Annotated in this window: 19 protein-coding genes; 5 read left to right on the top strand and 14 right to left on the bottom strand. The window is 70.6% G+C overall.

All coding sequences use genetic code 11. The features are described from left to right. Window positions 1-38 precede the first annotated feature (38 nt). Window positions 39-1,994 carry an SGNH/GDSL hydrolase family protein gene (locus WMF26_RS01735; RefSeq protein WP_437998886.1) on the bottom strand — a complete coding sequence of 652 codons (1,956 nt, stop codon included), beginning with the start codon at window positions 1,992-1,994 and terminating at the stop codon, window positions 39-41. Between WMF26_RS01735 and WMF26_RS01730 the strand changes: the two genes are divergently transcribed. Next, complete coding sequence (locus WMF26_RS01730; protein ID WP_437998885.1) at window positions 1,981-2,163, top strand: hypothetical protein; 183 nt, start codon at window positions 1,981-1,983, stop codon at window positions 2,161-2,163. The two genes, WMF26_RS01735 and WMF26_RS01730, sit on opposite strands and share 14 nt — an antisense overlap. Before the next feature lie 786 nt (window positions 2,164-2,949). Here the strand turns inward: WMF26_RS01730 and WMF26_RS01725 are convergent. The 4 genes from WMF26_RS01725 to WMF26_RS01710 form a co-directional block, all read right to left on the bottom strand. Next, the gene (locus tag WMF26_RS01725) at window positions 2,950-4,233 is read right to left on the bottom strand and encodes a hypothetical protein (protein ID WP_437998884.1); all 1,284 of its coding nucleotides are present in this window, start codon (window positions 4,231-4,233) and stop codon (window positions 2,950-2,952) included. 32 nt (window positions 4,234-4,265) lie between these two features. After that, window positions 4,266-4,904: a peroxiredoxin gene (locus WMF26_RS01720; RefSeq protein WP_061626120.1), complete on the bottom strand. Its 639-nt coding sequence runs from the start codon at window positions 4,902-4,904 to the stop codon at window positions 4,266-4,268. Window positions 4,905-5,098: 194 nt separating this feature from the next. Then, the gene (locus WMF26_RS01715; protein WP_437998883.1) at window positions 5,099-6,421 is read right to left on the bottom strand and encodes a S41 family peptidase; all 1,323 of its coding nucleotides are present in this window, start codon (window positions 6,419-6,421) and stop codon (window positions 5,099-5,101) included. Window positions 6,422-6,599: 178 nt separating this feature from the next. Then, entirely contained in the window at window positions 6,600-7,274 is a 675-nt protein-coding gene (locus WMF26_RS01710; RefSeq protein WP_437998882.1) for a glutathione S-transferase family protein, read from the bottom strand. 65 nt (window positions 7,275-7,339) lie between these two features. Here WMF26_RS01710 and WMF26_RS01705 point away from each other — a divergent pair, with 65 nt between their 5' ends. Further along, complete coding sequence (locus WMF26_RS01705; protein WP_437998881.1) at window positions 7,340-8,164, top strand: DUF6597 domain-containing transcriptional factor; 825 nt, start codon at window positions 7,340-7,342, stop codon at window positions 8,162-8,164. Window positions 8,165-8,217: 53 nt separating this feature from the next. On the opposite strand, the gene WMF26_RS01700 is transcribed toward WMF26_RS01705, so the two are convergent. The 7 genes from WMF26_RS01700 to WMF26_RS01670 all read right to left on the bottom strand — a co-directional run bounded on the left by WMF26_RS01700 (window position 8,218) and on the right by WMF26_RS01670 (window position 16,058). Continuing rightward, complete coding sequence (locus tag WMF26_RS01700; RefSeq protein ID WP_437998880.1) at window positions 8,218-9,771, bottom strand: S28 family serine protease; 1,554 nt, start codon at window positions 9,769-9,771, stop codon at window positions 8,218-8,220. 627 nt (window positions 9,772-10,398) lie between these two features. Further along, a complete protein-coding gene (locus WMF26_RS01695; RefSeq protein ID WP_437998879.1) occupies window positions 10,399-11,751 on the bottom strand; it encodes an LLM class flavin-dependent oxidoreductase in 1,353 nt (450 codons plus the stop codon). Further along, on the bottom strand, window positions 11,748-12,536 hold the full coding sequence (locus WMF26_RS01690) for an ABC transporter ATP-binding protein (protein WP_437998878.1): 789 nt from the start codon (window positions 12,534-12,536) through the stop codon (window positions 11,748-11,750). Before WMF26_RS01690 ends, WMF26_RS01695 begins: the two co-directional genes overlap by 4 nt. Beyond that, window positions 12,512-13,429, bottom strand: a complete 918-nt coding sequence (locus tag WMF26_RS01685) for an ABC transporter permease subunit (RefSeq protein ID WP_437998877.1) — start codon at window positions 13,427-13,429, stop codon at window positions 12,512-12,514. The genes WMF26_RS01690 and WMF26_RS01685 overlap by 25 nt, the downstream gene beginning before the upstream one ends. Next, window positions 13,426-14,472, bottom strand: a complete 1,047-nt coding sequence (locus WMF26_RS01680) for an ABC transporter substrate-binding protein (protein ID WP_437998876.1) — start codon at window positions 14,470-14,472, stop codon at window positions 13,426-13,428. The genes WMF26_RS01685 and WMF26_RS01680 overlap by 4 nt, the downstream gene beginning before the upstream one ends. A gap of 435 nt (window positions 14,473-14,907) precedes the next feature. After that, entirely contained in the window at window positions 14,908-15,867 is a 960-nt protein-coding gene (locus WMF26_RS01675) for a LysR family transcriptional regulator (protein WP_437998875.1), read from the bottom strand. A gap of 32 nt (window positions 15,868-15,899) precedes the next feature. Continuing rightward, window positions 15,900-16,058 (bottom strand): hypothetical protein, encoded by a 159-nt coding sequence (locus WMF26_RS01670; protein WP_437998874.1) that lies wholly within the window; start codon window positions 16,056-16,058, stop codon window positions 15,900-15,902. Here WMF26_RS01670 and WMF26_RS01665 point away from each other — a divergent pair. Beyond that, window positions 16,057-16,857 carry a dioxygenase family protein gene (locus tag WMF26_RS01665; protein WP_437998873.1) on the top strand — a complete coding sequence of 267 codons (801 nt, stop codon included), beginning with the start codon at window positions 16,057-16,059 and terminating at the stop codon, window positions 16,855-16,857. The genes WMF26_RS01670 and WMF26_RS01665 overlap by 2 nt on opposite strands. A gap of 21 nt (window positions 16,858-16,878) precedes the next feature. Continuing rightward, window positions 16,879-17,535: a YceI family protein gene (locus WMF26_RS01660; RefSeq protein ID WP_061626113.1), complete on the top strand. Its 657-nt coding sequence runs from the start codon at window positions 16,879-16,881 to the stop codon at window positions 17,533-17,535. A 52-nt stretch (window positions 17,536-17,587) separates the two neighbouring features. On the opposite strand, the gene WMF26_RS01655 is transcribed toward WMF26_RS01660, so the two are convergent. Then, on the bottom strand, window positions 17,588-18,985 hold the full coding sequence (locus tag WMF26_RS01655) for a serine hydrolase domain-containing protein (protein ID WP_437998872.1): 1,398 nt from the start codon (window positions 18,983-18,985) through the stop codon (window positions 17,588-17,590). A 228-nt stretch (window positions 18,986-19,213) separates the two neighbouring features. Next, complete coding sequence (locus tag WMF26_RS01650) at window positions 19,214-20,587, bottom strand: serine hydrolase domain-containing protein (protein ID WP_437998871.1); 1,374 nt, start codon at window positions 20,585-20,587, stop codon at window positions 19,214-19,216. 1,146 nt (window positions 20,588-21,733) lie between these two features. Here WMF26_RS01650 and WMF26_RS01645 point away from each other — a divergent pair. Continuing rightward, window positions 21,734-22,792 (top strand): polyprenyl synthetase family protein, encoded by a 1,059-nt coding sequence (locus WMF26_RS01645; protein WP_437335486.1) that lies wholly within the window; start codon window positions 21,734-21,736, stop codon window positions 22,790-22,792. The last annotated feature ends 4 nt before the right edge of the window (window positions 22,793-22,796 follow it).

Raw genomic sequence — 22,796 nt, 5'->3', positions numbered from 1 at the left:
GGCGAGCAGGACGCTCCGCCCCCGCTCGCCGCGGGCGCTCACGGGAGCCGATACCTGTGGCGTGCTCTCGCGACGATCGCGTCGATCTCGTCCTGGGACAGGACGCCGCTACAGACGCCGGCCTCCATCACGTCCGAGTCCAGACCCCATCCCTCGACAGCGTCGGATCCGATGGACAACGCCGTGAGGGTCTTGTTGCTCAACGTGCTGTTCGGGGTCAACGGGAGGGACACGCCGTCCACGATGATCTTCGGCGAGGCCCCGTTCACTTCGAGGATGTAACAGTGCGGCAGCGTCGCGTTCACGTTCGCGTTGATCTGGCTGGCCTCGTCGTTGATGGCGACGGACGTGGCCGTGTTCGCGTAAAAGAGGAGCCCTGAGCCCACCTCGGTCCTACCGAAGAACGCACGGACGCTGGCCTGGCTCGCGCACCTGCCGACGAGGAAGAGGGTATAGGGCGCTGCGAGGCTGATCCCCGTCAGCCGGAGCCGCCGCGTCGGCGTGAACGCCAGAGCCGGCCTCCTCCCGAACGCCGACGAGGAGGGGTTGAACTCAGGAGAATACGCGTTGTTTCCGGCGGGGACCACCATGTGGTTTCCGTTGCCGCTCAAATCGTACCACTGGGCGACGCAGGTGTTGAACTCGTACGCATGCAGGTTGTTGTAGGTCGCAGAAGAGAACGTGACGGAGACGCCGAGGGGCGCCAGCTCGACGACGCCGTTCGCGGGCACGGCCACGTTCTGCCGGATCCGCTGCCGACCCGCGTTGAACGAGTAGCTGATCTTCATCGCCCCGCCGGGCGTCCCGCCGGTGTTGACCTCGACGCGCACGCGGCAGGCCATCAGGGCCGTACCGGACACGGTGATCGACGGGGGTGACGTGCCAGAAGCGGTGACGGCCCCGATGAGGCTGCTCCCGCCGAGCCGGCCTTCCGCGCTGTAGTACGCGAACAGTGAGCCGAGCCTCTTGGGCGTCCAAGGAAACTCATCTCCCGCGATCGCCGAGCTGATCAGCTCCTGTCCGCGATCGTTCGGATGCACCGCATCGGACGTGAACGACCCGGCCTCCGCCTGGGTCCAATACCTCGCGGCGTCGAGGACGCTGACCCAGGGCTTGCCGGTCGCGAGGCCGAGGAAGCTCGCCCGCATGGCAGCCCAGGAGACGCCCGCTCTGTCGCTCTCCGTGACCTCCCGCGTCCAGCTCAGCAGCTCTACAGGGATCCACGGAGCCACCTGGTGGATGGCCAGGAGCAGATTGTTGAGCTGGGCGATGAGGTCGCTCGGAGCGAACTTGACGCTGCTGAAGTCGTTCCGGCCCATCTCCAGGATGATCTTCGACGGGAGACACTCGACGAGCTTCCTGGCCAGCGGCAGGCAAGCGTCGACAGAGAGCGTCGAGCCTGTCTCGGCGTGCAGCGTCCACCCTCCTGCGGCGAAGGAGACGACAGGGATGCCCCTCTCGCGGAGCAGGAACGTGATGGAGTCCCTGCCGGTGCTGAGGCTCCAGAACCCGGCGATCTTCGAGTCGCCGTACGGAACGACCGGCCTACGCGCAGGGACAGGGACGACCTCGGTGTCGTCGCCGCTCGGGACGTACACCGCACAGAGGTGGTTGCCGTGGTGCTCCGTCATGTTCGGGTAGACCGGCGACATCTGCGGCCCCGAGAAGACGCGCACGTTCTTCCGGCCGAGCGGCTGGCTCGGGAGGGCCGCACGGACGTAGCTCGTGGTGTTGCCGGCAGGCTGGAGCGGCGGGTCCAGCGGCCGCTGGTCGATGAAGACGCTCGGCTGACCTCGATTGCCGGAGACGAGCGCGATGGTGTTGCAGTACTGCGCGTAGATCTCGGCCGCCGTCGTGCTGAGCTCCAGGTACGCAAGCTGGGTGTGGCTGGCGAAGCGAGGATCTTTCGCGTACGTCGCGACCGTCGGGTACGCCGGGCCCATGTTCCCGTGGAGCACGGTCGGATCTGCGTCCAGGCGAGTGAACGGCTTCAACCAGAATTCAGCGGTGGCTGATACGGGCCTGACGCGCAGCCTGCCGCACAAGAAAGACGATTGGCCGGCGGCGTTGCACACCAGCCGAACGCGGTACTCCGCCCCGGCCGTGAGCGCGATCGGGCTGGTGGCGACGAGCGCGGCAGCGGAGCCAGGCGTGAAGCTCTGAGAGGAGACTTGCGTGATCCCGGAGGCGTCCAGGACCTGCAACAGAAAGGGTTCCGTGCTCGAGTCGCCCCCGGCGAGCTGCACGTCCTCCAGCTCGATGACGATGGCTGTCACACCGTCCGGACAGGCGAAGGGCCGTTCTCTGTAGCTCCCAGCAGGGCCCGTCTCGTCATAGTTGACGTGGACGAGAGAACGGAGGTTGTCGGCGTCAGCGCCCGACAGCGGCTTGACACGGAATGCCATGGTGGGAGCGCTGGCCTGCCAGGCAGGGTGGCTCAGGTTCCCCAGCACCAGCGAGCGCTGATCTTCGAGAGGTCCGAGCTGGAGCTTCCTTCCCTTGGCGAGGCCAGAGAAAGAGCGCCGAAGTTTCGTCTGCACCGCGTTTTCTCCTCAGTTGTCGAGAATTCGGGTTCTCTGGCCGGGCGTACCGGCCAGTCAGGGCACATCAGCAACAGAAGCCACTTCGACGGACACAGGCCGCATCAGCGACACGACTCCCCAGGGAGGACCTGGCGCCCAGACCTCGCCCGTTACGCAGCGTCGCAGGCGCGCAGATCAGCGCGACCGCGGCCACGGCGCTGAATCGCATGTGTCTCGTTCATCCGCCTCTGGTGCACGCCGGCGGTGATTCATTCAACGAGGCGTGGCCGAGTTATCACCGTGATCGCACGGCGGTGCCGTCGAGAACTTGCTCCCGCGACGGCTCGTCCCGCGCGCGACCGACCCGGCGTCGGCGGGCGGGGCTCCACCGAGGCGCGCCCCGCCGGCGCCTTGGCCGGGACGAGGGCTACCCCTCGTCCGGCAGGTACAGCTTCACGTCGTCGAACTCGGCGGTGCCCTCGTAATAGTTGATGTGCGGGTCGCCGAAGAAGAAGTGATCCGGGTACGCCGACCCCGCCGGCCAGGTCTCGAACGGCTCGCCGAAGTCGACTGTCTCGTTATGGACCTGGCCCGCGAGCTCGTCGGGGCGCTGGTTGAAATGCCACGTCACCGGCGGCTCGCGAAACCCCCGCCGCGCCGCGTACGTCGTGAGGCCGCCGTGGTGGAACCTGCCCGCCGCGGACATCGCATACCCCTCACCGTCGCGCTCGACGGTGAACACGTAGGTCTCTTTGTCGAGGTACTTGTCCACGAAGACGGGGCCGTCTTTCCACCCGCCGGCCGTGTACGACGTGAACCCGTTGCCGGTCCAGGGGCTCCCGAACGCGTCGCCGCGGAGCCAGATCATGCTCACGTACCGCGAGCCGTCCGGCTCGGCCCGGCCGGTCACCGGGTTCCAGACCTCCGACCAGGGGCCGTCGTCGCCGAAGTTGCTGTCGGTGTCCATCACGACCTTCCGGTGATGATGGATGAAGACGTTGTTGTGAGGCGCCGGCCGCGCGTAATCGGTGATGCAGAGAAAGTAAACGCCGTTTCCGAAGGTGGCGGAGAGCGGCTTCGCGCTCCGATCGGTGAACCGCCACGGGTCGGCCACCTCGTCCCCGTCGTAGCCGTTGATCTTGCCGCCGTGCGTCCAGCTGCCCTCGCGCTGGCCGCCGAAGTCGATGTTGGAGACCGTCACCTCGACGCGGTACCGCGCCGGCAGGGGCGCGGTCGAGCGGAGGATCGCGCCGTCGTAATGGCGGGTCGAGACGAGCCTGGCCTTGCCGGAGGCCGCCTCGAAGCGGCCGCCCGTCTCGGGCACGCCGTCGCGGTCGCTGTCGCGGCCGTACAGCTCGACCGTGAGCCACCCTCCCTCGCCGTACGTGAAGGACTTCCGGAACGAGCGGAACCGCCGCAGGCCCTCGCGGAACGCCTCGCCGCCGCGCGCGGCGAAGAACGCGCCGTCGTCGTCGAAGACGTCGACGTGGTAGGGGCTCGCGTCGCCGTACGGGTCCTCGGTCCACGCCGCCGGCTCCTGGAAGGGGGCGTCGAAGGTCTCGTGGTGCACGAGCCGCCATCCGCGGCCGGCGGCCGGCGCCGCCGGCTTCGGGGCGTCGCCGGCCGCCCCGAGCGTGTCGCGCGCCGGCGCGCGCGAGCACGCCGCGAGCGTCACGGCGAGCGCCGCGAGGGGCCGCGTCGCGGATCGCATGCAGTCCTTAGCGCTCGCCGCGCCGCGCCGCCTCAGCGGTTCGGCTGCGGGGTGAGGCGCAGGTACGGGCGAACGGCGTTGTAGCCCTTGGGGAACTTCTGCTTGAGGACCTCGGGATCCTGGAGCGAGGGGACGATCACCACGTCATCGCCGTCCTTCCAATTCGCGGGCGTCGCCACGGAGTGGCTGTCCGTGAGCTGCAGCGAGTCGATGAGGCGCAGGATCTCGTCGAAGTTGCGCCCGGTGCTCGCGGGATAGGTGAACGTCGCGCGGATCTTCTTGTTCGGATCGATGACGAACACCGACCGGACCGTGAGCGTGTCGTTCGCCTGCGGGTGGATCATCCCGTACAGGGAGGACACCTTCCGGTCCACGTCGGCGAGGATCGGGTAGTTCAGCTTCGTGCGCTGCGTCTCCTCGATATCGACGGACCAGCGCTTGTGCGAGTCGACGTCGTCGACGCTCAGGGCGATGGGCTTGACGCCGCGCTTGTCGAACTCCGCCTTGAGGTTGGCGACCGCGCCGAGCTCGGTCGTGCAGACCGGGGTGAAGTCCTTCGGGTGCGAGAACAGGATCACCCACGAATTCCCGGCCCACTCGTGGAACCGGATGGTCCCGTGCGTGGACGCTTGCTCGAAGTCGGGCGCGATGCTTCCGAGTTGCAGGCTCATGACAGTCCCTCCTGGCCGCGGGCCAAATGTCCGCTATGGCGGAGGAATGTCCGCCAAGCCGCGCAGCGTGTCAAGCCGGTCGCTGCCGTCTTTTGCGTGGGCGGGCGGCGCCGGCTGGGGCAGCCGTACGGGCCCTGGGTCGACGCGCGGGAATTCTGGTGAGGGCGCGGGAATCCGGTGAGGGCGAGATCGCCTCAGAGCGCGCCGACCTCGCGCCGGAAGCCGTCCCAGGGGATCTCCGGCGGCGGGGCGGCGCGCCGTTCGCTTGCCTCGGCCGGCTGCGCCGGGGTGGAGCAAGCGGCGTGCTGCAGCAGGTGGAGGGCCTCTGCGAGGCACGCCTCGTCCTCGTCGCCGAGCTCCGCCTCGAGCGTGTCGGTGACGGGGCAGTCGGGGGCGAAGCCGTCGTAGAAGTCGCCCTCTTGCTTCGCGTTGAGCACCCGGAACGAGATCGGGTGAACGATCTTGTCGCAGTAGTCCCACCCGTGCATACCGACGGGCTTGCCGTGCGTCGTCGAGCCGACGATCTTGACGTCGATGTACGCGCGCAGGCTGTTGATCAGCGTCTCGCTCGCGGAGGCCGTGCCGCCGGTGGCGATGACGACCAGCCGGGACAGGGAGAGCGCCGGCTGGTCGAGGTCCTCGAACGAAGCCCGCTTGTCCCACGTGACGTGCCTGTCGTTGTGCGCGGTGATGTCGAGCAGCGCGCCTTTGTCCGCGGGCCGGTGGATCAGGCTCGCGAGGTGCCGCTCGACGGCGAGGCGCCCGCCGCCGTTGTAGCGCAGATCGAGGACGAGCTCGTCGATGTGGTTGGCCCGGAACATCGCGAAGGCGTCGTCGAGCTCCTTCGCGGTGGGCTCGATGAACGTGGTGAGCATGAGGTAACCCACCGTCGCGGATCCCGCCTGCAGGATCCGCGGGCTCATCACCGTGGTGACGCCGTGCACCGCCTTCCGGACGGCGACGGTGAAGACCTCCTTGCCCGCGCGCTCGATCGTCAGCGAGATCTCGTGTCCTTCCTCGTCGGGGCCCGTCACCTCCGACCAGAGGTTTTCGTTCGCCACCTGCTCGACGTCGATCCCGTTGATCGCCAGCACCCTGTCGCCGCGCCGCAGGCCGGCCGCTCCGGCGGGCGAGGCGGGGTGGACCAGCGCGAGCCGGAGGCTGCCCTGCGGGTCGAAGCTCCACCGGTAGCCGAGCCCGAGGGTCTGCCCCTCCCGGAAATAAGCCTCGTAATCGCTCTTGCTCGAGATGTAGCTCCACCGGTCCCGCGACGGGTCGACGAGATCCCGGAGCAGCGCCTCGGGCGAGGGGTAGGACCGGGGATCGAGGTCCGGCACGCGGTCGTACCAGAGGTAGGCGTCCCGCATCAGGTCGAAGAGGAACTGGTTCTGTCCCGGCGTCGAACAGTCGTCCGCGTCGGGCTCCGCGGCGTCTGAAGCGGTGCAGCCTCCGGTCACGGAGGCCGCCAGCGCGAGGGTGCATGTGGAGAGGACCGCAACAAGCTTCGAAGCGACCATGCCGCCCAGCTCATCACGAAGGCAAGGGGCGGGCAATGCCGATGTGGGGACCGGATCGCGCCCAGCGCCGCGTTGCTCCCGCTCGTCCCGACGCGGACGAGCTGGGCGGCGAGGCTCGCTCGCGCGCTGTGCGACGGCGCGCCGGCGCGCCGTCGCCGACCGCCGGCGCGCCGGCGGGTCAGCTCGCTTGCGCCGCCGCCGCGACCGCCGCCTCGTGCGCCGCGGCGAGCTGCGCGTCGTCGGACGTGACCCGCGCGAACGACGGCCGGCTGCAGATCCGGGCGACGTAGGCGGCGATCTCCGGCAGCTCGGGGATGAGCTTGAACTGCGTCATCCACCGGAGCGCCCCACCCCAGAGGATGTCGGCCGCGGAGAACCGCTCGCCGAGCAGGTAGGGGCCCTGTCGGAGCGCCTCCACGAGCGTGCCGAACATCGTGTCGAAGTCGCCGTAAGGCGATATGGCCGGCGGCGCGGGCTCGCGCTTCATCGCGCGATCGGTCATGGCCGGCTCGAAGCAAGACCCGTAGTAGACGAGCCAGCGGAGGTAGGGGCCTCGCTGCGGATCGCGGGGGGCCGGGGCAAGGCCCGCTTCCGGGAAGAGGTCGGCGAGGTAGATGAAGATGGCGACCTGCTCGGTGACGAGCGCGCCGTCGTGCACGATGGCGGGGACCTTCCCGAGCGGGTTCACCGCGAGGTAGGGCGCCTTGCGCTGTTCGCCGGCCTTCATGTTGAGGACGCGCAGCTCGTGCGGCGCGCCGAGCTCGTCGAGGAGGATGCGCGCGCCTGACGCGCGCGTGTGCGGTGAATGGTAGAAGACGAGGTTTCCCCGCGTGGGCGTGGTCGAATCAGCCATGTCGTGCCTCCGGGCCGGACCCTACTGCCCGGGATGGGCCCCGTATTGTAAAAGAGCGCCACGCGATGAGCTCGAGCATCCCCCCCGGAGGCCGCACCCTCGGCATCTTGAACCCCGCGGCGGGGTTCAGGCGCTTCGAGCTGCGCCGCCACGCGCCCGCGCCCGATCTGGCCGCGCTCGTCGACTGGCACTGGGTCGTCCGGTGGACGCTCCCCGCGCCGTTCGAGCAGGAGATCCTGCCGCACCCCTGCGTCAACCTGGCGATCCAGGTGAACGGGTCGATCGTGAACGGGCTCGGGACGCGGCGCGAGGTCTCCCGGCTCGAGGGGACGGGGCGCGTCGTGGCCACGAAGTTCAAGCCGGGGGGCTTCTTCCCGTTCGCGCGCTGTCCGATGCGCCGGCTGGTCGATCGGGCCGTCCCGCTCGCGGAGGCGTTCGGCGACGCGGCGAACGCGCTGGAGCGCGAGGTGCTCGATCAACCGGACGACCTCCTCGGGGTCCGGGCGATCGAGGCGCTCCTCCGGGTGCACAGGGGTCCTTCGGATCCGGGGCTCGACGAGGCCATGACGCTCGCCGCGCGCGCGCAGAGGGATCGCGACGTCCACCGCGCCGAGGATCTCGCGCGGATCGCGGGGGTCTCGGTCCGCACGCTGCACCGCGCGTTCGAGCGGTACATCGGGGTCGGGCCCAAGTGGATCATCCGGCGATCCCGGGTCCAGGAGGCCGCGGAGCGCGTGGCGTCGGGGGCGTCGGTGGCGTGGGCGGCGCTCGCGAGCGAGCTCGGGTATCACGATCAGGCGCACTTGATCCGCGATTTCAAGGCGCAGGTCGGGTTCACGCCCGCCGCCTACGCGGCGCGGTGCGCGGCGGCGTCGGCGGCGCGTGGGTGACGCCGTGGGAGGAGCGATGGGAGAGGTCTTGTCGTTGGGCGACGCGGCGCTCTCTAGTCGCGCGTCATCCAGCGACGGCCTCGGAGCAGGGGCCGCAGCGCCGACGGGTCGCGGTGGGTCGGCGCGACGCCCGTCCAGGATTCGAGCGCGCCGAGGGCGAGCGCTTGGTCGGCCGGCGCGAGCGAGAGGATGACGGCGCCGTGGGTGCCGCCAGGCGCGATGAAACGGTGGGAGTCGCGGGCGGCGCCGATGTCGAAGGCGGCGGCGGTGTACGGATCGTTCTCGCCGTAGATGAACAGCAGCCGTTCGCCCTCGGTGGTGAGCCAGGCGGAGATGTCCTGCATCGCCCTGGGATCGAAGAGCGGGGTCTTGCCGGGCCCGGCCTCGACGAACGAGGTGGGCACGTTCGCGCCGGGGTAGAGGAGCAGATCGGCGATGTGCTCCTCCGCGAAGCTCGGATAGCCCAGCTCCGCTGCGGCTTGCCAGTAGTACGGCTCCATGGCGAAGAGGTAGGGGTCGGACCAGAGGCGGGGGGCGTTCGCCTCGTCGAGGAAGGCCCAGACGGCGGCGTCGTCGGAGGCGGCGGTGGGGACGCGGGCGCAGAAGCTCGAGTCCTTGTATTGCCAGAGGGAGAAGACGGACTCGATGACGGCGATGTCCAGGGCCCTGTCGATGCCGAGGAGGTCATAGGTGACGCCGAGCTCGGCGGCCTCGGTTTCCATGAGGTCGAGCATGGCGGGGCGGCGCAGCAGCACCTCGCGCTGGAAGCGCTGGAGGGCCTGCCGGCATGCGGGGTCGCCGCGCTCTGCCACGAAGTCGAGGTAGCGCGGGTCGGAGACGCCGGCGCTGTGCGGGGCCACGTAGGCGACGGTGCCGTCGACGTCGGCGGGGTAGAAGCGGCGATGATAGATCGCGGTCATGCCGCTTTTGCTGGCGCCGGTGGAGATCCAGCGGCCCTCGTAGAGCGGGCGGAGCGACGCGATGACGCGGTGGAGGTCGGCGGCGGCCTGCTCGATGGTGAGCAGCGACCAGTCCGCGGGCGCGGGGCGAGAGGGGGTGAAGAAGCGGTGCTCGACGCGGAGCTGGTTGGCGGCGAGCAGCTCGGCGGGCTCGTCGAGCCACTGCGCGTCGGGGTAGAGGTTGTAACCCTCGGTGACGAGGACGACGGGGGCGGCGGGATCGCGGTGGTGCAGGAGGAGGCGCTGCTGGAAGCGCGCGGCGTCGGGGTGGTCGTGGTCGGCGGGCTGGTCGAGCTCCAGGACGAAGTAGCGGTAGCCCGGGAGGGTCGAGTCGTGCTCGACGGCGGTGAGGCCGTCGAGGGCGTGGAGCTGATCGAGGAGGTCGCGCGAGGTGGTGGGGGCGGTGGGGGCGGTGGGGCCGGTGGGGCCGCCGGTGCCGTCGCCGGTGCCGCCGGTGGTGTCGCCGGTGCCGCCGGTGCCGCCCTCCCCCTGAGCGCCCGCGCTGCCGGTGCCACCGCCCGCGCCAGCTGCACCGCCATCACCGCTACTGCCCTCGGACGGCCGGCCGCTGCCGTCGTCGTCTCCACACGCGGCAGCCGCCAAGGCGGACAGGGTGACAGCAAACCATGTAGCAAAAAGAATGCGCATGTCGGAGGCAGGCTACATGAACCGGCGCTCGACTCCTCCGGATTTGATAATAAAATCGTGCAGTTGTGGCTGATCTAACGGGGCATACCCGACCGGGGTTGAGCTCCCGGGATGCCGCATTCTTCCGACCCAGGTTGCGCTGACCCGCTCGGGATTGGGGCATTTTGTATTTTAATTTACTTATGGCTCGTTTGAGCGGCTCGCCGGCTGCTGCTCACCCGACCGGGGTTGCGAGTCCGATCGCCGACCGGGGTTGAGGTTCCGGCCCGACCGGGGTTGAGGCCCCCGGCCCGACCGAGGTTGAGGTTCCGGCGCCCGACCGGGGTTGAGGTCCCCGGCCCGACCGAGGTTGAGGTTCCGGCGCCCGACCGGGGTTGAGGTTCCGGCGCCCGACCGGGGTTGAGGTTCCGGCGCCCGACCGGGGTTGAGGCCCCCGGCCCGACCGAGGTTGAGGTTCCGGCGCCCGACCGGGGTTGAGGTTCCGGAGGTTCCGCCGCCCGACCGAGGTTGAGGTCCGGCGTAGGTTCCGCCGCCCGACCGAGGTTGAGGTCCGGCGGAGGTTCCGCCCGCCCGGCTGGGGTTGACGTTCCGCCCGCCAACCCAGGTTGCGGCCAACCGTAATTCAGCTCACTCCGCCGCCTCGACCAGCTCCTGACCGTGGTTGCGGTTCGCCGGCCGCGGCAGCCCGTAGTTCTCGCGCAGCGTCCTGCCCTCGTACTCCGTCCTGAACAGCCCGCGTCGCTGCAGGATCGGCACCACGTGCTCCACGAACGCCGCGAGCCCCGACGGCAGCACCGGCGGCATCACATTGAACCCGTCGGCAGCCCCCTGCTCCCACCAGTGCTGGATCGCGTCCGCCACCTGCTCCGGCGTGCCGGCAAACGTCCGATGCCCCCGGCCGCCGCCCAGCCGGCCGATGAGCTGGCGCACCGTCAGCCGCTCCCGCCGCGCCAGGCTCACGATCAGCGTGTAGCGGCTCTTGGCCCCCTCGATCTGATCCTCGCTCGGCAGATCCCTCGGCAGCTCGGCGTCCAGATCGAGCTCCTCCGGCTTCACGCGCAGCGTCTGCGCGAGCTGCCGCTTCGCATACTCCGGCTTGATGAGCCGCTCGAGCTCCGCGTCGAGCGCCTGCGCCTCCGCCTCGGTGGCCCCGATCACCGGCACGATCCCCGGCAAGATCTTGATCGACTCCGGATCGCGCCCCAACCCCCGCACGCGCGCCTTCAGATCGGTATAGAACTGCTGCGCGTCGTCCAGCGTCTGCTGCGCCGTGAACACCGCCTCGGCGTACCGCGCCGCCAGCTCCTTCCCGTCCTCCGACGATCCGGCCTGCACCAGCAACGGATACCCCTGCGGCGGCCGCGGCACGTTGAGCGCCCCCTCGACCTTGAAGTACTTGCCCACGTGCCGCGGCGGATGGATCTTCCGGTCGTCGCCCCAGACGCCGTTCTCCTTGTCGCCGAGCGGCGCGTCGTCGTCCCAGCTGTCCCACAGCTTCAACGACACATCGATGAACTCCGCCGCCCGGGCATACCGGTCGCTGTGCGCCGGCAGCTCGTCCAGATTGAAGTTGCGCGCCGCATCCACGCCCGCGGTCGTAACGATGTTCCACCCGGCGCGCCCCCCGCTGATGTGATCCAGCGACGCGAACCTCCGGGCCAGGTTGAACGGCTCGTTGTACGTGGTCGAGGCGGTGGCGATCAGCCCGACGTGCTCGGTCACGCCCGCGAGCGCCGCGAGCAGCACCGTCGGCTCGAGCGTCCCGGCCGGCCTGCGGCCGACGTTGTTCCAGAGGACCGGGCTGTCGGCGAGGAACAGCGAGTCGAGCTTCCCCCGCTCCGCGATGCGGGCCAGGTTCTTGAAATGCTCGATGTTCGTGTTCGCGAACGGATCGCTCTCCGGCAAGCGCCACGAGGCCTCGTGGTGGCCTACGCTCATGAGAAACGCGTTGAGATGCAGTCGTCCGGGCCGATGGGTCACGGGGCACTCCCTTCCAGTTCAGAGCTCGAATCGGTGTCTTCGGTCGAGGCCGCGGCCGGCGCCACACCAAGCGCGGCCAGCAGCGACTCGCGGTAGGCGAGGAAGCGGGGATCGCGGAGCGGGCGCGGGGCCGGCAGATCGATGCGCTGCTCCTCGGCGATGCGGCCGCCTTCGAGCACCAGCACCCGGTCGGCGAGCGCGATCGCCTCGTCGACGTCGTGGGTGACCAGCAGCACGGCCGGCCGGTGCCGCGCGCACAGCTCGCGCAGCAGATCGTGCATGCGCATCCGGGTCAGGGCGTCGAGCGCGCCGAACGGCTCGTCGGCCAGCACGAGCTCCGGGTCGCGCACCAGCGACCGCGCCAGCGCCACCCGCTGCTGCTCGCCGCCGGACAGCTCGACAGGCCACGCGCGCTCCCGCCCCGCGAGCCCGACCTCCGCGAGCGCCGCCTCCCCGCGCGCCCGCGCCGACGGCGCGTCGAGCCCCAGGATCACGTTGTCGAGCACCCGCGCCCACGGCAAGAGCCGCGTGTCCTGGAACACGACCGCTCGATTCTCCGGCACGTGCAGCTCGCCCGAGCCGGTCACCTCCACATCGAGCTCGGCGATCGCCCGCAGCAGCGTGCTCTTGCCGGAGCCGCTCCGGCCGAGCAGCGCGACGAACTCGCCCCGCTGGATCTCGAGATCGATGCCGTCGAGGACCGTGCGGGCGCCAAAGCGGCGAACCAAGTCGCGGATCCGCACCGTGGGCGGCGGCGCGGTCAGCCGGCCAGGATGCGACGCCATGACAGGGTCCTTCTCTCGATGAGCCGCACGGCCGAGTCGGAAGCCAGGCCGAACAGCCCATACACGACGAGCCCGAGGAGGATGATCTCCGTCTGGCCGTAGGAGCGGGCCAGCGACATCATGTGACCGATGCCGCTCGTGGCGTTGATCTGCTCGACCACGACGAGCGCCAGCCACGCGCCGGTGACCGCCAGCCGGAGGCCCATGAGGAAGCCCGGCATCGCCCCCGGCAAGGCCACCTTCCGGATGAACTGCCACCGCGTCAGGCGGACCGTCTCGGCCAGCTCCACGTAGCGCGCGTCGATGGTGCGCAGCGCGGCGTGGGTGTGCACGTAGACCGGGATGACCACGCCGAGGGCGATGGTGAGCACCTTCATCTGCTCGCCGATGCCGAACCACAGGATCAGCAGCGGAATCAGCGCGAGCGTCGGTATCGCGCGCTTGATCTGCACCGGCCCGTCCACGAGCGCCTCGCCGACGCGGGTCAGCCCGGAGAGCAACGCCAGGACCGTACCGAGGCCGACCCCGAGGACGAGCCCCAGGAACGCGCGCTGCGCCGACGTGAGGAGGTTCGACAGGAGCCGCCCGTCGGCGATCAGGTCGCGCGCCGTGATCACCACGGTCCACGGCGCGGAGAGCACGCGCGCGTCGAGCGCGCCGGTCGCCGACGCGGCGGCCCAGACGGCGATCAGCAGCGCCGGGCCGAGCGCCAGGCCGTACGGGATGCGGCGGCCAGGGCCGAGCCGGCGCGGCGAGCGGCGGACGGCGGACGGGCCGCGGGCCGGCGGCGCGCTCGCGCCGAGCTGCGGCGAGGAGATCTCGGCCGTCGCGGTGAGATCCGGGATGCTGACGAGGCGCGGCGATGAGGCCCTCGTGGGCAGTGCGGTGGTCATGGCGTGCTCCTCCCGGCCGTCGCCGGCCGGTCCGTCGGTCCGGCGCCCTGGGCGGCGCCGGCCACCTCCGCCCCGATCGTCTGGAAGCGAAGGTCGAAGATCGTCCTGGCCTCGAAGCGCTTCTGGCCAGAGGCCTCGGCGAGCAGATCGACGGTCTCCTGGGTCAGCGCGATCGCCTCGGTCCAGTCGGCCGGATAGTGCGGTTTGCCGGCGGACTCGATGAGGAAGCGCCCTTCCCTGGCCGTCAGGCCCTGATCCTTGACGTAATAGGCCTCGATCCACGCCTCCGGGTGCTCGTACGCCCACAGCTGCGCCCGGGTCCGCCACTTGGCGTACTCGGCCAGCGCGGCCGCCTTGTCGGCGTTCTCCAGCACGGCCCTGCGCACGTAGAAGAAGCTGAGGTTGTCGCGGACCCCGTGCGGGATCGACGAGGCGCCCTCGGCGCGGTACTCGTTCAGGTAGCGCAGGAGGATGATGCCGGACAGCGGCGCGACGTCGACCTGGCGGCTGGTGAGCGCCTCCTTGAACTCGCTGCTGCTCAGCTGGACGAGCGTGACGTCCTGCGGCGACAGCCCGGCCTTCTTGAGGACGCGCTGGACGAGCGCGCCCTGCGCCTGCCCCGGCGAATACGCGATCTTCTTGCCGCGGAGATCCTGGACCGACGCGAGCCGCACGCCCGGCGCCGTGGCCAGCTCGTAGATGGGCTTTTCCCGGACCTGCACCGTGATGATCTTCACGTCGAGCCCGGTGAAGGTGGCGTGGATGGGCGGCGTGTCGCCGACCGCGCCCGCGTCGAGGGCGCCGGCGCGAAACGCCTCGACCGTCTGCGGTCCACCGCTGATGTTCTGCCAGTCGACGCGGAACGGCAGCCGGTCGATGTCGCCCGAGAGCTGGAGTTGCTTCTGCACGGTCGGATCACCGATGCTGAGCCGCGTCTCCCGCGGGAACTCGGCCGGGATCGCGGCGTCCAGGGCGAGCCGGGCGCCGGCGCTCGCCTCGCCCTCGCGCTTGCACCCGGGCAGGGCGAGCAGCGCCGCGAGCACCAGAAGAAAGCGTTTCCTGTCGATGAACGTGCGCAGATGGACCTCGGTGCGCGGCTGGAAGCGGGGCCGCTCCTCCGGCGTCCGGGCACCGCCCCGCCGCCGAGCCGGCGCCGGAGGGGGTTCCGTGAGAGACGCTGAGAGGAGCTGCGGTGAAGGCGGTGGATGCGACCCCTCCGCGGGAGCGCCGCGCGGCGACAGAACAGCAACACCCATGCCGCCCTGCGACTCGCCCCCTGGCGGCGGCGGTCCCTGGGCCCGCGCCCGCCGCCGCGCGGCGCCCGGCGGCGGGGCTGCGGGCGCGTTGCTTCCCCAGAAGCAGCCGGTGGTGATCCGCTGCTCGGGCGCGAGCACGGCCGGCGTCCGTCCGATCGGGAGACGCGGCCACGGTCCGGTCCGACCGGGAGACGCGGCCGGGAGCGGCGACGGACGAGCCCGCTATCGCGCGGCGGAGGCCTCGCGCCGCCCCTGGACGCCGAACGCGTCGAGCAGGTAGTCGCGGAAGGCGCGGATCTTCGACGGCAGGAAGCGCGTCCCCGGATGCACGAGGTAGAGGGGAGCAGCGCCGTCGATCGCGTGATCCTTGAGCACGGGCACGAGCCGCTTCGCGTCGAGATCGCTCCGCACGTTGACCGCGGGGACGAGCGCGATCCCGGCCCCGGCCAGCGCGACCTCGCGGCAGAAGGAGTAGTCGGACGCCGCGATCGCCGCGCGCACCCGGAGCTCGGCGCGGTCGCCGCCGTCGCGCGGCTGCAGCGCGATCGTCGCGTGCCCGCGGGTGGTCTGGGCGAGGAGCAGCCGGTGCCCCGCGAGGTCCTCGGGCCTGCGCACGGGCCCGTGCTTGCGGAGGTAGGCCGGCGCCGCGAACAGCCCCATCTCGATGTGCTGCAGCCTGTACGCGATGAGCGACGAGTCCGGGAGGCTCGCGGTCGCGCGCAGGGCCACGTCGATCTGGTGGGCGTCGAAGTCGAGGAGCGCCTCGGTGAGGAGCATCTCCACCGAGATCTCCGGGTAACGCTCCGCGAAGCCCGCGGAGAGCGGCGCCAGCAGGCTCAGCCCGAGGTCGAACGGCGCGGTCACCCGGAGGTGCCCGCTCGGCCTGGCGCGCGCCTGCTGCAGCGCCGCGTTCGCGTCCTCCAGGAGCTCGAGCGCCCGGCCCACCCGCATCCGGTAGGCGAGGCCGTCCTCCGTGGCCTGCACGCGCCGCGGGCTGCGCCGGAGCAGCTCCACGCCGAGCGCGTGCTCCAGGCGGGTGATGCGGCGGCTGACGCTGCCCTTGGTCTCCCCCAGCGTCCTCGCGGCCGCCGTGATCGACCCGAGATCCACGACCAGGCAAAAAGCCCGCAGATCGAGCAAATCTGCGTCGATGGTTTCCTTTTTGACAACCTGGCGTTTCATTGTGGGGGCATTGTACCATTCTCGGAAACATCCTAGGGTTCGCTCATGGATCGCCGGGCCGCGTTGAAGCTCCTCCTCGCCGCGGGCGGGGCCGTGCCCACCGCGGGCGCCTGCGGGCGCTCGACGCCGACGACATCGAGCTCGGCTTCGACAACCGGCGCGACGTCGATCGCGACCGAGGGAGGTTCCATGTCCGAGACCCATGACAAGGCCCACGCGGGGCGCATGCCGGCCCTCTTCCTCGCGCACGGCTCCCCGTTCCTGCTCGACGATCGCGCGTGGGTGGCCGAGCTCCGCGCCTGGGCGCAGGCGATGCCGCGCCCCAAGGCGATCTTGATGCTCTCGGCCCACTGGGTCGACGCGCCGGCCACCGTCGGCGCCACCGAGACCGTGCCCCTCGTCTACGACTTCTACAACTTCCCCGAGAAGTATTACCGCGTGACGTACCCCGCGCCTGGCGCCCCCGCGCTCGCCCGGCGCGTCCGGGAGCTGCTCGGCCGCGTCGGGCCGGTCGCCGAGGATCCGCGCCGGGGCCTCGATCACGGGGCCTATGTGCCGCTCGTCTGCATGTACCCGGACGCGGAGATACCCGTGCTCCAGATCTCGTTACCGACGCTTTCTCCAGCCCCTCTCCTCGAGATGGGCCGAGCGCTCGCGCCGCTGCGCGACGAGGGGGTGCTGCTGATCGGCAGCGGTTTCTTGACGCATAACCTGCGCGCGGCAGACTGGCGCGGTGATGCGGTCGCGCAGCCCTGGGCCACGGAGTTCGATGCCTGGTGCGCCGAGGTCCTCGGGCGCCGGGACGTGGACGCGCTGCTCGATTACCGCAGGCGCGCGCCGGGCGTGAAGATGGCGCTCCCGACGCACGAGCATTTCGTACCGGTCGTCGCCGCCCTCGGGGCGTCGATCGACGTGAGCGAGGCGGCGGCGTTCCCCATCACGGGGCTCACCTACGGCTCGTTCACCAAGCGTTCTGTGCAGTTTGGATGACCGACAAGGAGAATGTCTCTCATGATCACGACCCGCATCGTTCGCCTCGCGCTCCCCGCCGCTCTCCTGCTCTCGCTCGCGGGCTGCGAGGATCCGACGAAGGACAAGCCCAAGGCGACCGTCTCGTCCGCCGCGCCGGCGCAGACGCAGGCGGCCGCGCCCACCGGCGCCGCCGAGACGTTCCCCATCGACGCGGCCGCGTCGACCATCGGCTTCGTCGGCTCGAAGGTCACCGGCAAGCACGAGGGCAAGTTCGAGAAGATCTCGGGCTCGATCACGCTCGCCGGCGGCAAGGCCGCGGGCGGCAAGCTCAGCATCGAGGCCGACACCGCGTCGGTGAAGACCGACGCGGAGAAGCTCGACGGCCACCTCAAGTCGGCGGATTTCTTCGACGTCGAGAAGTTCCCGAAGGCGAGCTTCACCTCGACCGAGATCAAGGCCGGCGGGGACAACGGCGCGACGCACACCGTCACCGGCGAGCTCGATCTGCACGGGGTGAAGAAGACCATCACCTTCCCCGCGACCATCACCGAGGGCGCCGACGCCGTGTCGGGGAACGCCGAGTTCGTGATCAACCGGAAGGATTTCGGGATCGTCTATCCGGGCAAGCAGGACGACCTGATCCGCGACGACGTGCTGCTCAAGCTCTCGCTCAAGGCGCCGCGCAAGCAGGGCTGAGCGCCGGCGGAGGACCGGGTGCGCCGCCCGCGCCGGCGGCGCGGGCGCGGGCTCACTCGCACAGGGCGGTGTCGACGAGGTCGAGGATCTCCAGGTAGGCCTCCTCGGCGCCCTCTTCGCCATACAGGAAGTACGGCAGCACCGTGACGGCGACGGTGACGGCGCGGCCGTCGTCGGTGACGCCGCCGCGGGTGTGGTAGCCGGGGATGTCGCCGCCGTGGCCCCAGACGACGCCGCCGCAGCTCAGCGGGGTGCTGATCACGCCGAGCCCGTACTGGGCGCCGGGCCACATGCCGGGGGCGTCGACGGTGGTGCGCAGCGCCTCGAGCTCTGCCGGCTCGAGCAGCTCGCCGCCGAAGAGGGCGCCAAAGAAGCGGTTGAGGTCGCTCGGGGTCCCGATCACCTGTCCGGCGGCCCATCCCCAGGACGTGTCCAGCTCGGTGACGTCCTGCAGCGGCTCACGAGGCACGTCCGTGTGATAGCCCTTCACATGGCATCCCCGGATGTCCTGCTCCCCGACGTCGGGAAGATAGGTGTCGCGCAGACCGATGCGGTCGATGATCCGGCGCGTGATCTCCTCGTTGAGCGGGCGGCCGGTGATCTTCTCGACGATCAAGCCGGCGAGGACGTAGTTGGTGTTGCTGTACGCCCATTCGGAGCCGGGGGCCTTCCCCGGCTGCGACAGCCCCATGTCGAGCAGGGTGTAGGGGTCGAAGTAGGTGTGCTGGATCTTGAAGACGCCCTCGGCCAGGAGCACATCGTCGTAGTCGGGCAGCCCGCTCGTGTGCTGCAACAGCTGCCGGACCGTGATCTCGCGGCCGTCGATGCCCTCGCCGCGCACCAGGTCTGGCAGGTACGTCTCGACCGGCGCGTCGAGGTCGACCTTGCCTTCGCCGACGAGCTGCAGGACGACCACGGCGGTGAAGGTCTTGCTGTTGCTTCCGAAGCGCACCAGCCCATCGACGGGCACCTTCGCCTGCGTCTCCAGGTCGGCGACACCGGCGGCGTAGTGATGGGTATTCCCGTCGGGGTCGACGACGGCGGCCAGGACGGCGGGGTACTTGCGGTCGCTCACCATGCTGTCCATGACCTGCTGCACGGGGTCGTCAGGATCGGTGTTGGCGCCGTTCGTGGAGCCGTCGGAGCACTCGCCCGGCGCGGTGTCATCACCGCCGCTGCCGCCCTCACCGCCGTTGCCGCCCTCGCCCTCGTTGCCGCCCTCGCCGTCGTTGCCGCCCTCGCCGTCGTTGCCGCCCTCGCCGCCGCCGCTCACGCTGCTCGTCGTGTCGGTGTTCGCCGGGGCCTCGTCGTCGTCGCAGCCCGCGAGCAGGGCCGAGGAGCCGAGCAGCGCCGAGAGCAGGGCCGCTGAGAAGACATTGCGCAAGCGCCTCTCAGCGGCGCCGGCGACACGTGTCCTCGGAGAGTTCAAACGATGGTGCATGGAATTCATGTTCAGCTCCTGTTCGGTTGCGGGCGCCCTCGGCTCACCGCTGCGCGCCTGCGGCTCGCGCCGCCGGGCCTCGCTGCGTCTCATGGGAGAGCGCCGCTCGATTTCGTAACTCTGTTCCCGGACTCGCGAGGATCGTTCACGCCTCGATACGATTTTTACTTCGATGCCCCGCTGCGGATCACGCCAGCACGGCTGTCGTGACCACCGGCGCGAGGGCGCGCTCGAGGCTCAGTCGCACAGGGCGGTGTCCGTGAGGGCGAGGACGTTCTCGTAGACGGCGTAGGCCTGCTCGCGGGTTTGCACGCCGGGCACGGCGGAGGGCAGCGCCGTGACGGCGACGGTGACGGCGCGGCCGTCCTCGGCCACGCCGCCGCTGGTCTCGTAGCCGAAGATGTCGCCGCCATGGCCCCAGACGACGCCGCCGCAGCGCAGCGGGAGGCTGCTCAGGCCGAGCCCGTACCGGTAGCCGGGCCACTGGCTGGATGCGTCGACGGTGGCGCGCATCTCCTCGAGCTCCGCCGGCTCGAGGAGCTCGCCGCCGAGCAGGGCGGTGAAGAAACGGTTCATGTCGCTCGGGGTGGAGATCATGTTTCCGGAGGCCCCGGCGATGGACGGGTCCAGCTCGGTGACGTCGCGCAGCGGCTCGCCGAGGTTCGCGTGATAGCCCCTGGGATGGCACCTGCGAATGCCCTGCTCGCCGACCTCGGGGACGTAGGTGTCGCGCAGCCCGATGCGATCGATGATCCGGCGCGTGACCTCCTCGGCCAGAGGGCGGCCGGTGACCTTCTCGACGAGCAGGCCAGCGATGATGTAGTTGGTGTTGCTGTACGCCCATTCGGTGCCGGGAGCTGTCCCGGGCTGCGTCAGCGCCAGGTCGAGCAGCGCGCGGGGCTGGACGTAGGTGCGAATGGCCTTGAAGAGGTCGTCACCCAGGAGCAGCCCGACGAAATCGGGCAGCCCGCTCTCGTGCCGCAGCAGCTGCCGCACCGTGATCTCGCGGCCGTCGATGCCCTCGCCGCGGATCAGGCCCGGCAGGTACGTCTCGATCGGCGCGTCGAGGTCGACCTTGCCCTCGCCGACGAGCTGCAGGACGACCACGGCGGTGAAGGGCTTGGTGTTGCTCCCGATGCGCACCTGCCCGTCGACAGGCACCTTCGCCTGCGTCTCCAGGTCGCCGACGCCGGCCGTGTAGTGACGGGTCTTCCCGTCGAGATCGCGGACGGCGACGAGCACGGCGGGGAACTTGTCGTCGCGCACCAGGCGGTCCATGGCTCGCTGGACCGGATCGTCCGGATCGGTGTTGGCCTCGATCGTGGAGTCACCGGCGCACTCGCCCGGCGGGCTGCCGCCGCCGACGCCGGCGTCGTCGCCGCCACCGCCGCTCTCATCGCCGCCGGTGCCTTCGCCGCCACCGCCGGCCGTGCCGCTCGCGACGTCCGTGCTCGCCGGGGTCCCGCCAGCGTCGGAGCAGCCCGCGAGCAGGGCCGAGGTGCCGAGCAGCGACGAGGCGAGGATCATCGAGAACACCCCTCGCAAGCACCTCGTTGCCGCGCCGGCGCCCTGCGTTGTCGGAGAAGTGAAGTGATGGTCGGTCGATTTCATGATCGGCTCCTGGTCGTGTGCGGGCGTCCCCGGATCACCGGCGCTCGCCCGCGGCTCGCGCGGGGCGTCGCCATGTGGATTGAAGGGCGCCGTTCGATTTCAGAGCTCTGTTCCCGGACTCGTGAGGATCGTTCAACTCCGGAGGCGAGCTTCTCTCCAGAACGCCACCGGAGATTCACCGAGCGCCGCTGGGCGCGCGCTACAGCGGCGTCCCGCGCGCGAGCTCGCGCCTCGACGCGGATATGCGCTTCGTCGAGCGGCGCCTCAAGCTCTCTCTGGTTCTGGAGGAGCGTAGACCGAGGGGCGCGTGTTCGTCGCGCGTCGCGGGGAGGGCCGATGTGTGAGACCTAGAGCCCTCGCTCTCCGGCGCTGCCGGAGGGCGAGGGCTCTGGCGAGCTTGTCGTCGCCCCCGCGCCGCGCGACGAACACGCGCCCCTCGGGCCGGGCGGCTCGTCGAGGCCTCCGCCTCCTGAACGACGCGGAGCTAGTCAGTCAACCGCACACCACCCAGCCCTCTTCCGCAGCGCGGGCCCGCGCTTCGCCCGGAGCATCGCTGCAAGGCGAGCGGCCTCGGCCAGCGTGGCCCCGGCGATGAGCGATGGTGGGGCAGCGCCGTGATGTCCAGGTTTCCTCAAGCCAAACTTCATGTGCATAGGCAGGCCCTCGTCAGGAGGAGATGGTCGGTCGCTGTCTCGAGGGAAAGAAGCGCCGTCGGCAAGCAGCCAGGGAGACGCGCGTCGCCCAGAGCACACGAGCGACAGCCCTCCGCCCGAGTTCGGGCAGCTCACCGGACTGGATGCCGCCACGGCGGACGAGCCTTCACATTATTTTGCTGGGGTTTCCTGGGCCCCTCCGCTCGACCGCGTGATGGTAATGTTGCTGCGGAGATAGTTTCGTTACAATGAGGCCCGATGTTTACAGCCGGCAGCCGATCGCAGCCGCAGGGTCCTGGGGCCGGACGGCCACCCTCGAGCGCCGGCCCGGCGGGGATCCCGGGGGACGAGGCGCCGCAGCGCCCGCGCGCGCCGGCGCGCGTCGGCCGACGACGGGGAGCGCAGGCGCGTTGACGCCCGTGCTCGGCGCCATCCAGAATGGACGGATCCGGCGGCGTTGCGCGGGCGACGGCGGCGCCGAGCCCGGGACGCGATGACGCCGGCGGAGCTGCACCTTTACCTCGACGAATGCCGCGAGCTCGTGACGGCCGAGATCCGCAGGATCATCCCCGCCGATCCGCGCCGCGGGGCGGCGCTCTACGATCTCATGCTCGACTACCCGCTGCGGGAGGCCAAGGGCCTCCGCCCGGCGCTGTGCATCGCGGCCTGCCGCGCCCTCGGCGGGAAGCTCGAGGCGGTGCTGCGCTCGGCGGCGGTGCTCGAGCTCTACCACAACGCCTTCCTGATCCACGACGACATCGAGGACGAGTCGCTCCTGCGCCGCGGCGGGCCAACGCTGCACCGCGCGTACGGCGTGCCGGTCGCGGTGAACGTGGGCGACGCCATGCTCGCGCTCTCGCTCCAGCCGCTCCTCGACAACATCGAGACGCTCGGCCTCGGCCCCGCGCTGCGCATCCTGCAGGCCGTGGCGCGGATGACGCGCGAGTCCGTGGAGGGGCAGGCCCTGGAGCTCGACTGGGTCCGGCGGGCGGCGTGGGACCTGGCCGACGAGGACTACGTCACCATGGTCGAGCAGAAGACGTGCTGGTACAGCTTCATCACCCCGGTCGCGATCGGGGCGATCGCGGCGCGGCTCGATCCAGGCCGGATCGAGGCGCTCTCGAGCTTCGCGCGGCGGCTCGGCGTGGCGTTCCAGATCCAGGACGACATCCTGAACCTCGCCGGCGACGTGGGCGAGTACGGCAAGGAGATCGGCGGCGACCTCTGGGAAGGGAAGCGAACGCTGATCCTGCTGCACGCGCTGCGCCACGCGGCGGCCGAGGATCGCGCCGAGGCGATCCGGATCCTGGCGCTGCCCCGGCACGGGTCGGCGGCCGAAGCGGGGGCCCGCGTCAAGACGCCGGACGAGGTGCGCTTCTTGCGGGCGCTGATCGAGCGGACCGGCAGCATCGACCACGCCCGGGCCGTGGCGAGCGCCTGGGCGGGCGAGGCCCAGCGCGCCTTCGACGGCTGCGCGGCGTGGCTCCTGCCCGGGGTCCACCGCGATCTGCTCGAGAGCCTGATCCAGTACGTGCTCGAGCGCGTGAGGTGAACGA

Source organism: Sorangium sp. So ce185 (assembly GCF_051526825.1).
In the GTDB taxonomy this organism is placed as follows: domain Bacteria; phylum Myxococcota_A; class Polyangia; order Polyangiales; family Polyangiaceae; genus Sorangium; species Sorangium cellulosum_D.
Note: the sequence above shows the minus strand (reverse complement) of the source record. Positions and strands in the feature narration are given on the sequence as shown.

What these genes read in the sequence shown, in the direction of transcription:
- WMF26_RS01685 (WP_437998877.1), bottom strand. Translation starts at nt 13,429, where the DNA reads ATGACCACCGCACTGCCCACGAGGGCCTCATCGCCGCGCCTCGTCAGC.
- WMF26_RS01660 (WP_061626113.1), top strand. Translation starts at nt 16,879, where the DNA reads ATGATCACGACCCGCATCGTTCGCCTCGCGCTCCCCGCCGCTCTCCTG.
- WMF26_RS01650 (WP_437998871.1), bottom strand. Translation starts at nt 20,587, where the DNA reads ATGAAATCGACCGACCATCACTTCACTTCTCCGACAACGCAGGGCGCC.
- WMF26_RS01720 (WP_061626120.1), bottom strand. Translation starts at nt 4,904, where the DNA reads ATGAGCCTGCAACTCGGAAGCATCGCGCCCGACTTCGAGCAAGCGTCC.
- WMF26_RS01675 (WP_437998875.1), bottom strand. Translation starts at nt 15,867, where the DNA reads ATGAAACGCCAGGTTGTCAAAAAGGAAACCATCGACGCAGATTTGCTC.
- WMF26_RS01710 (WP_437998882.1), bottom strand. Translation starts at nt 7,274, where the DNA reads ATGGCTGATTCGACCACGCCCACGCGGGGAAACCTCGTCTTCTACCAT.
- WMF26_RS01700 (WP_437998880.1), bottom strand. Translation starts at nt 9,771, where the DNA reads ATGCGCATTCTTTTTGCTACATGGTTTGCTGTCACCCTGTCCGCCTTG.
- WMF26_RS01725 (WP_437998884.1), bottom strand. Translation starts at nt 4,233, where the DNA reads ATGCGATCCGCGACGCGGCCCCTCGCGGCGCTCGCCGTGACGCTCGCG.
- WMF26_RS01655 (WP_437998872.1), bottom strand. Translation starts at nt 18,985, where the DNA reads ATGAATTCCATGCACCATCGTTTGAACTCTCCGAGGACACGTGTCGCC.
- WMF26_RS01690 (WP_437998878.1), bottom strand. Translation starts at nt 12,536, where the DNA reads ATGGCGTCGCATCCTGGCCGGCTGACCGCGCCGCCGCCCACGGTGCGG.
- WMF26_RS01665 (WP_437998873.1), top strand. Translation starts at nt 16,057, where the DNA reads ATGTCCGAGACCCATGACAAGGCCCACGCGGGGCGCATGCCGGCCCTC.
- WMF26_RS01670 (WP_437998874.1), bottom strand. Translation starts at nt 16,058, where the DNA reads ATGGAACCTCCCTCGGTCGCGATCGACGTCGCGCCGGTTGTCGAAGCC.
- WMF26_RS01705 (WP_437998881.1), top strand. Translation starts at nt 7,340, where the DNA reads ATGAGCTCGAGCATCCCCCCCGGAGGCCGCACCCTCGGCATCTTGAAC.
- WMF26_RS01715 (WP_437998883.1), bottom strand. Translation starts at nt 6,421, where the DNA reads ATGGTCGCTTCGAAGCTTGTTGCGGTCCTCTCCACATGCACCCTCGCG.
- WMF26_RS01645 (WP_437335486.1), top strand. Translation starts at nt 21,734, where the DNA reads ATGACGCCGGCGGAGCTGCACCTTTACCTCGACGAATGCCGCGAGCTC.